Raw genomic sequence first — 13,346 nt, 5'->3', positions numbered from 1 at the left:
GGTCTAATTTATTTAATTGATCTTGTTATACTTCAGTACCATACCAGGTTTGAGTTGCAGCATACCGCTGGTGATCACGGTATCGCCTTTGCTAAGACCGCTGATAATCTGTACTTTGTCAGCATCGCGGAGATCAGTTTCTACGACTACAAATTTTGCTTTGCCCTGGTCAGCGACGATCACTTTTTTATTGCGGGTACCTGGAATTACGGCCTGCGAAGGGATCATGAGTGCATCGGGCATATTGCGGAGAGCGATCTGTACGTTTGCAAAAGCACCGGGCAGTAACTGACCGGGGTTTGGAACGATGGCTCTTAATTTGATAGTACGAGTAGCGAGGTCTATTTTAGGATCGATTGCGTAAATCTGTCCTTTATAAGAATGGGCATCGCCGGCAACTTTGAAATCAACAGCATCGCCTTGTTTGATAGCGTTGCGGTATTTTTCAGGGACGGTGAAATCCACCTTGAGGGGATCGATTTGCTGGAGGGTGGTGATAACAGTGGTATTGTTGACGATGGCTCCCAGGGAAATATTACGGAGTCCAAGCCGGCCATTGAAGGGGGCTCTGAGTTCCGTTTTCTGAAGCAGCGTACGGGTATAGTCCATATCTGCTCCGTAGGCGCTGACCTGGTTGCGGGTAACGTCTACATCCTGGCGGCTGATACCATTGATTTTCAGGAGATTTTCCTGTCTTTCGAGAGTAGTTTTGGCCAGTTGTTGCTGCAATTGCAGTTTAGCCAGCTGTGCTTTAAGGTCTTCGTCATAGATTTTGACGAGGAGGGTGCCTTTGGTTACCTGGGTGCCTTCTTTGAAGAAGAGGCCAGTGACTTTGCCGGTAATTTCGGGTTGGATCTGGACTTCTTCGTTGCTTTGGAGGGTACCGCTCGCATTAATAACTTCATTAAGGGAGGAGGTATGTACAATAAAAGCGTCTACCAGCAAGGGTTTGTTCCCTTTGCTACCACGTACAGTTTCTTTGTTGGGTGCTGCTTCTTCTTTTTTAGGAGCAGCAAACCGGGTATAGATAATACCTATAATAACTACAGCCAGGATCAGGTAAACGACTGTTTTCAGGAACTTTTTGTTACCAGCCATTTGTTCGCATATTTATGTTGTAGGGGATATCGCCCGGGCAAATTTAATAAAAGCCCGTGCTGATAGGGAGTTTCATGTGTTAATTAGCGTTAATCGATCTTTAACCGTATATAGGAGGCATAAAAGGAGGTTGAATGGCAATTGTGGGCATTATTATATGTGTACTTTGAAGGATATACGGTGTGGTAAAGGGGTGTTTTCCAGGGATGGGGAGAATTCGGAATATCTGTCTAATCCTTTGTGGGGATGGATTTAGTATCTATAACACTAAAGTAAATTGGGTAAAATTCGGCTCTGTTCTTGTCAATTCAATAAAAATTATATTTTTGCACTCAAGTTTTAAACCAAAAACACTTAAAATTATGTCAGACATTGCATCAAGAGTTAAAAAGATCATTATTGACAAATTGGGCGTTGACGAAGCTGAGGTAACTCCTGAAGCCTCCTTCACCAACGACCTGGGCGCTGACTCTTTGGATACGGTAGAACTGATCATGGAATTCGAAAAAGAATTCAACATCTCCATTCCTGACGAACAAGCTGAAACTATTACTACTGTTGGCCAGGCAGTTGCTTACCTGGAAGAACATGTAAAATAATCCTACTTAATCAGATTTGTTTTAATGCAACCAAGACGAGTAGTCGTTACAGGTTTAGGCGCACTTACACCGCTCGGCAATTCCGTATCCGAATACTGGAAGGGATTGACGGACGGTGTATCCGGTGCCGGGCCTATTACACAATTTGATGCTTCCAAGTTCAAAACCCGTTTTGCTTGCGAACTGAAGAACTTTGATGCGACCAATTACCTGGACAAGAAGGAAGCCCGTAAAATGGATCCCTTCACACAGACGGCTGTAATAGCTGCTGACCAGGCTGTGCAAGATGCCGGGATTGACCGTAATTCTGTCGATATGGACAGGGTTGGGGTTATCTGGGGATCTGGTATTGGCGGTATGATCAATTTTTGTCAGGAAATGAAAGATTTCGGTCAAGGCGACGGAACTCCCCGTTTTAGTCCTTTCCTGATAGCCCGGTTAATTATCGACATTGCTGCAGGGCATATTTCCATTCGCCACGGTTTTAGAGGACCTAATTTCTCTGTGGTGTCTGCCTGTGCTTCAGCTACCAATGCCATTATAGAGGCTATGCAGTACATCAGGTACGGCAGAGCAGATGTAATGATCACCGGAGGATCTGAAAACGTTATAAACGATGCCTGTGTAGGCGGTTTTAACGCTATGAAGGCCCTATCTGAACGGAATGATGACCCATCCACTGCCTCCAGACCTTTTGACCTGAACCGTGATGGGTTCGTAATGGGCGAAGGCGCAGGAGCACTGGTGCTAGAATCCTATGAACATGCGATTGCTAGAGGTGCCAAAATTTATGCTGAACTGGCAGGAGGTGGCGCAACAGCAGATGCCTATCATATCACAGCACCCCATCCAGAAGGATTAGGCGCTATGAACGTCATGCGAATGGCGCTGTTAGACGCTGGACTGCAACCCAATGCAATTGACTACATTAACGTACACGGTACTTCTACTCCTTTGGGAGATATTGCCGAAGTAAAAGCGATCCAACAGGTATTTGGTGAAGATGCATATCGAATGAATATCAGCTCCACCAAGTCTATGACCGGTCACTTATTAGGCGCTGCCGGTGCAATTGAGTCGATTGCGGCTATCATGTCTGTCATACATGGTATTATTCCTCCTACCATTAATCATTTTACGGACGATCCTGAACTGGACTCCAAATTAAATTTTACCTTTAACGTCGCACAACATAGAGAAGTAAACGCTGCATTAAGCAATACCTTCGGTTTTGGAGGGCATAATGCATCCGTGATTTTCAAAAAATTTGTTGCTTGATTGTGTGAAATTACTGCCAGGATTTTTATATCGATTTGTATCCGGTAAGAGAAGTCTTTACAAGGATCTGTATAACCTGCTGGGCTTTGCCCCGGGCAATTTCTCATTGTATGAAGTGGCCCTGAGCCATCGCTCGAGCAAGGAGAAGTTTCTGGAGAGCAATGAACGGCTGGAATACCTGGGCGATGCCATTCTTGGTGCTATTGTCGGCGATTACCTCTTTAAGAAGTATCCTTATAAGACAGAAGGCTATCTCACCGAAATGCGGTCCAAGATTGTGAACCGCCAGCAGCTTAATGATATTGCTATCAAGATGGGGTTGCGAAAGCTCACCATTTATGATAAGTACAATAGCTTTCTGAAGATTTCCCAGATCTTCGGTAATACCCTTGAGGCCCTGGTCGGCGCTGTATACCTTGACAAAGGGTATAATCGTACCAAACAGTTTGTGCACCAACGCATCATTATGCCTTACATCGATCTGGAAATGCTTGAAAGTGTGGAAATGAACCACAAAAACAAGCTGTACGGATGGGCGAATAAGCATGGCAAAGTGCTGGAGTTCGACCTGCTGGAAGAACAGATGGACAATGGCCGCCGCATCTTTACTGTAGGTGCAGTAGTAGATGGGGAGCTCATTTGCAGCGGTAAGGCGTTCAATAAAAAAGATGCCAGCCAGATTGCGGCACAGCAGGCGATAGAGTTGCTGGGGCTGGGGGAAAAGTAACCCGTTTCTCTGTTATTTTACCGGTTGTCTTAAAATTGTTTTCAGTTTTTCCGGCGCAGTTTTGCGCGGGTCACTGAGGTATATCTCATGGTGGCGGCCATTCCAGGTCAGCCCTTTTGCTTTCATAAAGTCGTGTAATAACTGTAGTGATACCGGTTCGGTAGCATAGGGACCTGTGTGCAGGATCTGTATGCTTTGGCCTTCGGCCAGGGTTTGGAGGTAGACCTGGTTGAAGTATTGAATGGGTTTCTTTTGATACGCCCTTTTCAGAATGTTTTTGACATCATTCTTATTGATGAAGTCAGGCATGCGGATGAGGAGTTGCCAGTGCCATTGGTCACGGGGAATCTGCATAACCTCCTTGAAGTCATTGTAGTTTTCCACATCGTTTACCCACCAGAGGCCTTCGAGTTTACAGACTACGAAATCCAGCTCCATCTTCTTATAATGCATTTTGATACCGTAAGCACCTGTGTACAGGGCTTGGGTGCAGGCGGCGAAATGCTCGCCGTTTGGGTCACCCTGGCCTTCGATGGAGAGGTAGTGACCGGGGGGTACGAAGAGGAGGGCCGGTTTGGAAGTGGCAGTGTAGAGTTCTTTATAGGTTTTTGTGAGGTCGAGTCTGGACATATGCATTAGCGTTGATAATGCAAAGGAAGATATGGGGAGTGACAGCGTTATGTCAGTAGCGTTCAAAAAGTTGGGATTGCGAAGCAATCCCAACTTTTTGAACGTCGGATAGTTTATCGGATCGTGGAGCGATCCGATAAACTATCCGGTAAGCGATTCGTTAAATATTGTTCATGTATTTCTTTGGCAAGTATGCGCATATGTTCCATTAATTCCTCCGGACCTAGTATCTCTACTTCTTTTCCCATTGTTAACACCCATCTCCCAAACCAATCCAGGTGAGAAGTCAGGAACACCATCTCCACATACTCCCCTATTGTCTGCTCCTCCATCAACCCATAATAAAATCGCTGATTCCCCAGCTTTTTCGCCATACCCGCACTAAACCGCAGCTTCACTACATGGGGATAAGCAGCAGGCTCCGCATATTTTTCCATGTATTCTTTTAACGAAATGTGTCGGTCCCTGTCATAAGAAATGTCTGTAACAGCCAGGTTTCGGATGCGATCCATCCTGAAATTGCGGTAAGCATGGCGTAGTCTGCACCAGGCAATGAGGTACCAGTACCCCATCATATATATAATACCAATGGGCTCAATCTCTCTATGTGTCAGTGTTTCGCTGTGCAGGGCAAAATAATCCAGTTTGAGCATGAGGTGCTTGCCCAGTGCATGTTGAATATCTGAGAGGAAGCGGTTTGGAAACTCACTATCTTCCGGAGCCCGGCGGCCAACGACCGCAATATTCTGTTCCAGCGATTCCAGGAAATCTTTCTCACTGGTCCGCAGCACTGCCCTGATCTTCTGCATGGCATTGCCAAATTGTTTTTTATTGGAATGATCACTCAACTGGGCCATTAGCTTCTCCCCTGTCAGCAACGCAGCTGCCTCTTCCCTGTTAAACATCACCGGTGGCAGGTGATACCCTTCTACCAGATAATAACCTGTACCAGCCTCCGCACCCACAGGTACGCCAGCTTCCTGCAGGGCCCTGACATCGCGATATACGGTCCTGAGGCTGATTTGAAACCGTTCTGCTATCTCAGCAGCCTTCACTATTTTCTTGCCCTGTAGCTGAATAAGTATGGCTGAAAGCCGATCAATCCTGTTCATAGCAGGTAATTTAGAAATAAAATGAAAAAAAAGTTGAAACCCGTTAAACTTCGGATATTAATCACCGTCTTATATACAGAAAATATTTGAGAGCGAAACTTTAGAGAAACGAATTGAAGTATAGAAAGCGGGAAAAGTCTAAGCCTCTGAAAAATATTTAAAATTTTGATGCTACAGTACAGAATATAGGTTAAATGGTAAGTCCCTGGAATTTTTTCCGGGGACCTTTTTTTTATAGAGATTTCTGCGGCAATGGATTAATTTATTAACCTATCTGATCATGTAAATATCATACTGATTCTATCGTTATTACCTCTCCATATTATTTAGAATCATTAACTTATGATTAACAGATTTGCAAAAGATTCATTCTATTTTTGTTTCAAGCAAAATTCAAATGAGTTTTTTTAATGGTTAATTTGGGGAGGGCCTGATATTTATCAGGCCCCGTTTTTTTGGGTATAACTCATCCCGGGATTAGCAATGATTCGTAAATGATTTTTATAGTTCGTAGTTTAGTCCCCGCAGCCAGTAAGAATGGACTGGTGAACCATACTATTACTACAGGTGATACTTTTTTAAATCAGGTAAATTGGGGTCTGGAAATAGCTATCAGTCATTCATAGCGGAAGAGGTACTGTGGAATGCCTTTAGACAGGACGACGAACAGGCCTTTAGTGAGATGTACAGGCGTTTTTCTGCTGTATTGTATAACTACGGCTACCACCTTGCGGGAGATGCTGCACAGGTGCAGGATGCCATGCAGGATCTTTTTGCCGATCTCTGGCGTACAAGACATAACCTCTCAGCGACTACTTCTGTCAAATATTATCTTTTCAGGGCTTTGCGGCGGCGTTTGCACCGGTTATCGGATGCAAAGGCGGCCCTGGTACTGGATTGGTCATTGCAGGAAGAGGCCTCGGCAGAGGATATGCGTATTATGGGCGAAGAGGACCTTTTGCAACAGCTCCGTTTGCAAAAAGCCATGCGACAATTGCCTGTCAGGCAACAGGAGGCCATCCGTCTCCGGTTTTATGATAATTTTAGTTGGGAAGAGATTTCCGGGATTATGGGCGTCAATGAGCAATCTGTTCGTAACCTGGTACAACGTGCGGTAGTCAAATTAAGAGAACTGCTGTAGCCCCCCAAAAAAAGTTTTTTTAAAAAAACTTTAACATAAGTGAGTTAAAACCCCCCTTCCCCGTCTTTATTTCTATACATGGATTACTCAAACTTCGATACCGCCGATTTTGTAACCGACGACAGTTTCGTCGCCTGGGTGAAATATGGTGAAAACGCAGCCCATTGGGAATCCATCGCGCGAAATTTTCCTGGTCAGCGAGCCGCTATTTTGCAGGCCCGTGCTATAATTCTGGCAGCTTCCCAGCTTCCTGCATTTGGTTTGAAAGAAAATGTCGATGCTGCTATCTGGCAAAATATCCGCGAAAGCATGGATGCGCCACCACAACCAGTGCGGAGACTCCGCCCCTGGTATATGGCTGCCGCTGCTGTGCTCATGGCCCTGGTAGCTACCACCATTATGTGGTATACCATGCACAAGCCGGACCACAGTGCTTACCATGAATTGGTGGCAAAAGCTGAAACAGCTAAAAATACTTTTGTTGAGAGTATCAACAAGGGCAGGAAACCCGAAACTGTCAGCCTGCCCGATGGTAGTTCTGTAGTGTTGCAACCCGGAGCCCGGATCAGTTATTCCACCTGTCTCACTGGCAAATGCCACCGCCAGGTATACCTCTCCGGTGCCGCGTTCTTTGAAGTAAAAAGAAACATTGAACCTTTTGTAGTATATGCCAACGAAATGGTAATCAACGTGCTTGGTACCTCATTTATGGTCAGAGCCTATGACGAAGATACCCTGGTAAGTGTAGCAGTAAAAACCGGGAAAATTGCTATTTCAATACAACCAAAAGCGAACGATGCCCGGGCAAATTTATCTGCCAATCAGCAGGCGATACTGAAACGCTCCACTCATGCGTTAGATGTATTGCCCATGTCTGTAGCAGGATCTGCCCAGCCAACTATAACTGAGCTGTACTCGTTTGTATTCGCAGATGCCCCTGCAGATAGTGTGCTGACCCTGTTGGAAAAAGCCTATGGTGTTCATATCAGCTATGATAAAAACCTGATGGCTGGCTGTAGACTCACTGCCTCCCTGGATGATGAACCACTAAAGGAAAAATTAAAGCTTATTTGTCAGGCACTGGAAGCAAACTGTACGATCGACGGAAATGAGATTACAATTACAACCAAAGGATGTCATTAATAGTGTTCACGTACGCGTAGCTAATAAGGAATGTAGAGAGTTCCCCCGTTGACACACTATTCCACGAAATACGTTATTGAGAACAAACAAAAATTTACACTGATACTTATGCTTTACATCACGTAATGAAAAAGCCAGCGGTATGGCCGTACCACTGGCTGAAAAGAATACTCTTGCGGCACCGCCTTATACCCGCTCCACTGGGATAAGACACCCTTTCTATTTCCCATTACAAACAGGAACACAATTCAAGTTATGAAAAAAAGACTACGAATCCATGATTTAATCTTTATGGTCATGCGTACATGCTTTTACCAGCTGCTATTTGCCACGTTATGTACCGGTCTCACTTTTGCAAAGTCCACTGAGGCCCAGGAAATCCTCACCAAACCTGTATCTATCGACGCCCGTCAGCAATCTGTTGATCAGGTGCTGTCTAAAATAGAACAACTGGCTGATGTGAAATTCCTCTATTCTTCCACGCTTATCAGCGCTTCCCGCAAAGTCAGCCTGGAAGCAAAACAGGAGCCACTGGGTAAAGTACTCGACAAGTTACTCGCTCCGTTACAACTCTCCTATCAGGTCGATGGCCGGCAAATTGTGCTCAATCGATTACGCAAGGCAGAGGAGATTACTTATGCCGCTGATGCTGCTGTACGCATCCAGGGTAAAGTGGTAGACGAAAAAGGCACACCACTCCCCGGCGTAAACGTAAAACTCAAAAATAGTGCAGCCGGTGCTGTTACTGATGCCGGTGGTAATTTCGCTTTCAATGCACCGGATCTCTCTGGTACCCTCATCTTCTCTTATGTAGGGTATACTTCCAAAGAAGTAGAGATCAATGGGCTGAGCGTTATCAACGTAACACTGGAACCTTCTGCTACTTCACTGAGTGATGTGGTGATCGTTGGTTATGGTACACAAAAGAAAGAGTCACTCACCGGTGCGATCGCCGCTATATCTGCTAAAGATATGGGCGATGTACACGCTGGTTCTACGGTAAGTACTGTACTGGCAGGTAAGCTACCGGGTGTTACCTTCCGCATGTCGGACTCACGTCCGGGTGCGAGTGCATCTATTCAAATCCGTAACATGGGCGATCCATTGTATGTAATTGACGGTATCCAACAGGATGCTGGCCAGTTCAACAACATCGCGCCAAACGATATTGAAACTATCACCGTTCTGAAAGACGCTTCTGCTGCTATCTATGGTATGCGTGCTGCGAATGGTGTAGTGGTGGTTACTACCAAGAGAGGTAAACTGAACAGCCGCAACACCATCAACCTTGCTGCATATACTGGCTGGCAGAACTGGACCCGCTTCCCTAAAGGCGTAAATGCCTATCAGTGGATGGCTGGTAAAGCTGATGCTGAAATGAACCAGTATGGTTCTACCACCATCACCAAGGAAGAACTGGAAAAGTGGAAAGCAGGTACTGAAACAGGCTACAAGAGCTTTGACTGGTACAAGTTTATTGTGAAAGACAATGCTCCGCTCACTAACCTGAACCTGAACTTCAGTGGTGGTTCTGACAGGATCAACTACTACGTATCTGCCACTCACCTGAAGCAATATTCTGTACTGGGCAGAGAATTCACTTTCGAACGTACCAACATTCAGAGTAATATCGAAGCCAAAGTTTCTGACAACTTCAAAATCGGTGCGCAGATCAATGGTCGTGTTGAAACCCGCGACCAACCTGGGGTACCTGGTACAGATGACTACTGGGAAGCTCGTTTCGCTATCCTGCGTAACACGCCTATCGAACGCCCTTATGCAAACGATAACCCAAATTACCCAAACAACATCGGTCACAATACCGAAAACTGGGCATTACAGAATAAGAAGTTGTCCGGCTACTGGCACGAAGACTGGCGCGTATTACAGACTAACCTGACCGCGGAATATAAATTTCCCATCGATGGTCTGAGCGCAAGAGGCCTGTTCTCCTATTACTATGCAAACAGAATTATGAATGGTCACGAGTATACTTACAATGTATATACTTATGATCCGAATACTGATACTTACAATGTATCTGGTGGTAGCTCTAACCCATGGAGAGAAAGAGATAACCACACCAACCTGTCTCCTACCGTTCAGTTACAACTGAACTATGCACATTCATTTGGCAAGCATAACGTAGGCGGTACCGTAGTAGCAGAAAGAATCAAGAGAAGGGAAATCGACAACTGGCTGCATGCTGTGCCGACTACCAACGATCTGCCGCTGATTTACTTCAGTACAATGGATACGTATAATGATAATGATTTTACTACTGCCCGTCTGGGTTACATTGGCAGGTTCACTTATAACTACGACAGCCGTTACTACCTGGAAGTATCTGCAAGAAGAGATGCCTCCTGGAAGTTCGCACCTAACAAACGTTGGGGTACTTTTCCTGCTATGCAGGCTGGCTGGCGTATCAGCGAAGAGCAATTCTTTCAGCACCTCGTAGGTGGCAAGAAAACCCTGAGCGAACTGAAACTGAGAGGTTCTTATGGTAAACTGGGTGATGATGATATTCCTTTGTCTGCATATGACTATCTCTCCGGTTATAACTATAATTCTTCTACTGTGATCCTGGATGGTAAATCAGTGATCGGTTCCTCTTACAAAGGTGTTCCTATCGATAATATCTCCTGGTATGTAAGTAGAACATTGGACATCGGTGCTGACTATGGTTTTTGGGACAACCGGATCAGCGGTGCGGTTGATTATTTCAAGAGAAAAAGAACAGGTCTGCTGGGTACCAAATATGACATCCTCATACCAAGTGAACTGGGTTATACACTGCCTTTAGAAAATGTGAAGAGCGATCTGGTATCCGGTGCGGAGTTTTCTATTAATTACCATGGCGAGATAAAGAAAGTACGTTTCACGGTAGGTGCTAATTTCTCTTATGCACGTTCAAAGAACCTGGATAGCTACAAACCAGTGTTCCTGAACTCCATTGATCACTACCGTAACTCTGCTGAAAACAGGTACGCCAATACATTCTGGGGATATAACGTAATCGGACAATTCCAGTCACAGGACGAGATCAACAACTATAAAGTAAACGTTGACGGGGCGGGTAACAAAACATTATTACCAGGTGACCTGATTTACAAAGACTGGAATGGCGATGGGGTGATTAACGATCTGGATGTACGTCCTATTGGATGGGGTACAGGTAAAAACCCTATCATGAATGGTGGTTTCAACTTCACGGTAGCATATAGCAACTTTGATTTCAGAGCCGACTTCTCAGCGGGTACCGGTTATTCCTTTAACCGTAACTATGAAATGCGTATTCCTTACACCAACCAGGGTAACCTGCTGGCTGAGTTCTATAACGATCGCTGGCACAGGGAAGATGCTTATGATGTAAACAGCAAATGGATCCCTGGTAAATATCCTGCACTGCGTTTCAACAATGGAGGTCATAGCAACTACAATAAAAACTCTGACTTCTGGCTGATTAACGTTCATTACATCAGGGCACGTACACTGGAACTGGGTTACACCATTCCTAAGAACATCCTTGCCAAGGCCAGAATTGAACGTTTCCGTGCTTACATCAACGCTTATAACCTGTTCTCTATCGATAATCTGCGTAAGACAGGTATAGACGCTGAAGTCGCTGATGATAACGGTCTGACCTATCCACAAAGCAAGTATGTGAATATTGGTTTTGACCTTTCTTTTTGATCCTTTAATACAGCAATTAGATGAAAAAATATCTGTTAATCATATCAGCAGCCCTTGTGTTTGTGTTGGGTTGTAAAAAGGATGCTGACTTCCTGCAAACTGATCCTTCCAATATTCTGACAGACGAAACCGTTTGGAAAAGTGAAAGTTTGGTATTGTCAGTACTGGCCGATCTCTATAACCGTTATGTAGATCAACAAACTATAACAAACTGGGTAGAGTATACGAATTTTGACGAAGCATTCCCTTCTCAGGCCAGTGAATACTGGCGTGTACAGCAGATCGACTATCCTTATGACTGGTGGAACCTGTGGGATTATGGCCAGATGCGTGACCTGAATCTCTTTATTCAGAAGTGTACCGCAGCGACTGCCTTAAGTGAAGAAGCACGTACCCGTTTCCTGGGTGAAGCCCGTTTTCTGCGTGCTGCACTGTATTTTGAAGAAGTAAAACGCATGGGTGGTGTTCCTTTGATCACCGAGCCTATGACTTACGACTTCAGTGGCGATCCTACCTACCTGCAACATGCAAGAGCAAAAGAATCTGAAATATATGATTTCGTTATTGCGGAAATGGATACCATTAAAACGATGTTACCTGATGATCCTGCCACACAGTCAAGAGCTACCAAAGGTGTAGCATTGGCAATGCAGGCCAGAGCAGCTTTGTATGCCGCTTCTATTGCAAGATATGGCGCAGGTACACCATCTGTAGCCACTGCCGGCGGCGAAGTAGGTATACCTGCTGATAAGGCAGAGGGCTACTATCAGAAAGCACTGACTGCTGCACAGGAGATTATTAATGGTGGTAAGTATTCCCTGTATCAGAAGAAAGCTGAAGATCTGCAGGACAACTTCGCAGCCACTTTTTATGATAAGTCAAACAACCCGGAAGTCATCTTCGCACAGGATTTCAAATTGAAAAGCGGAAAGGTACAGGGATGGACTATCGCTAACCAGCCATGGTCTTCAGCTGAAGAGCAACAGGGCGGTCGTGTGAATCCTTCCCTTAACCTCGCTGAGCAGTTTGAAAAACTCGATAACACATATGCACCATTTGCTACCAATTCAGGCAGCGACTATATCTACTACGAGCATCCAGGTGACATTTTCGCTGGCAGAGATGCAAGATTAGGGGGCACTATTATGCTGCCTGGTTCTAAATTCAAAGGCAAGGATCTGGATATCTGGGCTGGTATCATGTATTGGAATAATGGTGCTTACAGCATCATCAGCGGGGATACTTATGGTGAAATTGGTAACATTCCCGGTGGCCCTACAGGCGTGCAGATAGTAGGTACCGATGGTCCTATCGATGGTAAAGAATATTCTGCACAGACAGGTTTCCTTGTACGTAAGTTCATGGATCCTACAATAGGTTCCGGACAGTTGGGTACACAGAGTGAAGTTTGGTGGGTACGCTACCGTTATGCAGAAGTATTGCTGAATGCAGCAGAAGCGGCTTTCGAACTGAATCAGCCTGCCGTAGCAGCTGGGTATATGAACACTGTGCGTTCCAGAGCAGGGCTGACTACACCACTGACTGCTGCTGACATCACCTTTGACAGGATCGTACATGAAAGGAAAGTGGAACTGGCATTTGAAGGTCACGAACTGTTTGATAACAAACGCTGGCGCCTGGCTCATAAAGTCTGGAATGGTGAAAGTATCAGTGCAAGCGAAGTGATATCCAACATTGGTAAAGCTGATAAAATAAACACCCAGATCTATGGTCTGTGGCCTTACAAGATTTATAATCCAGGTAGTGCAAATGATGGTAAATATGTGTTCAAAGTGGTGAAATCTGCTAACGTAACTGCGGCACACCGCTTCAACCTGGGCAACTATTACTCTTCTATCTCAGCAGACATTCTGAGTAACAACCCTAAGCTGGTAAAGAATCCTAATCAGTAAAATGAAAAT

At 45.1% G+C, this 13,346-nt stretch carries 10 protein-coding genes; 7 read left to right on the top strand and 3 right to left on the bottom strand.

Annotated features, from left to right (window positions below; genetic code table 11):
* Nucleotides 1-12 precede the first annotated feature (12 nt).
* Nucleotides 13-1,098, bottom strand: coding sequence for an efflux RND transporter periplasmic adaptor subunit (locus tag SIO70_RS03305; RefSeq protein ID WP_320579407.1), 1,086 nt, complete (start codon nt 1,096-1,098; stop codon nt 13-15).
* 362 nt (nt 1,099-1,460) lie between these two features.
* Here SIO70_RS03305 and SIO70_RS03300 point away from each other — a divergent pair, with 362 nt between their 5' ends.
* From SIO70_RS03300 to rnc, 3 genes are read left to right on the top strand one after another with little or no spacing between them, the layout of a single operon-like run.
* The gene (locus tag SIO70_RS03300) at nt 1,461-1,697 is read left to right on the top strand and encodes an acyl carrier protein (protein WP_012788038.1); all 237 of its coding nucleotides are present in this window, start codon (nt 1,461-1,463) and stop codon (nt 1,695-1,697) included.
* 24 nt (nt 1,698-1,721) lie between these two features.
* A complete protein-coding gene (gene fabF, locus SIO70_RS03295; protein ID WP_320579396.1) occupies nt 1,722-2,975 on the top strand; it encodes a beta-ketoacyl-ACP synthase II in 1,254 nt (417 codons plus the stop codon).
* Nucleotides 2,976-2,979: 4 nt separating this feature from the next.
* Nucleotides 2,980-3,702, top strand: a complete 723-nt coding sequence (rnc, locus tag SIO70_RS03290) for a ribonuclease III (protein WP_083722229.1) — start codon at nt 2,980-2,982, stop codon at nt 3,700-3,702.
* A 12-nt stretch (nt 3,703-3,714) separates the two neighbouring features.
* On the opposite strand, the gene SIO70_RS03285 is transcribed toward rnc, so the two are convergent.
* A complete protein-coding gene (locus SIO70_RS03285; protein WP_320579393.1) occupies nt 3,715-4,332 on the bottom strand; it encodes a GyrI-like domain-containing protein in 618 nt (205 codons plus the stop codon).
* Nucleotides 4,333-4,445: 113 nt separating this feature from the next.
* Nucleotides 4,446-5,444 carry a YafY family protein gene (locus SIO70_RS03280; protein WP_320579391.1) on the bottom strand — a complete coding sequence of 333 codons (999 nt, stop codon included), beginning with the start codon at nt 5,442-5,444 and terminating at the stop codon, nt 4,446-4,448.
* Nucleotides 5,445-6,036: 592 nt separating this feature from the next.
* Here SIO70_RS03280 and SIO70_RS03275 point away from each other — a divergent pair.
* From SIO70_RS03275 to SIO70_RS03260, 4 genes are all read left to right on the top strand, one after another.
* Nucleotides 6,037-6,585 (top strand): sigma-70 family RNA polymerase sigma factor, encoded by a 549-nt coding sequence (locus tag SIO70_RS03275; protein WP_320579389.1) that lies wholly within the window; start codon nt 6,037-6,039, stop codon nt 6,583-6,585.
* Between the two features lie 78 nt (nt 6,586-6,663).
* Entirely contained in the window at nt 6,664-7,728 is a 1,065-nt protein-coding gene (locus SIO70_RS03270; protein WP_320579387.1) for a FecR family protein, read from the top strand.
* A gap of 297 nt (nt 7,729-8,025) precedes the next feature.
* The gene (locus SIO70_RS03265; RefSeq protein WP_320579385.1) at nt 8,026-11,424 is read left to right on the top strand and encodes a TonB-dependent receptor; all 3,399 of its coding nucleotides are present in this window, start codon (nt 8,026-8,028) and stop codon (nt 11,422-11,424) included.
* Between the two features lie 20 nt (nt 11,425-11,444).
* The gene (locus tag SIO70_RS03260; RefSeq protein ID WP_320579383.1) at nt 11,445-13,337 is read left to right on the top strand and encodes a RagB/SusD family nutrient uptake outer membrane protein; all 1,893 of its coding nucleotides are present in this window, start codon (nt 11,445-11,447) and stop codon (nt 13,335-13,337) included.
* Nucleotides 13,338-13,346: the final 9 nt, after the last annotated feature.

The organism is Chitinophaga sancti, assembly GCF_034087045.1.
GTDB classification, from domain to species: Bacteria; Bacteroidota; Bacteroidia; order Chitinophagales; family Chitinophagaceae; genus Chitinophaga; species Chitinophaga sancti_B.
The sequence above is the reverse complement of the archived record's forward strand: the minus strand, read 5'-3'. Positions and strand labels throughout refer to the sequence as shown.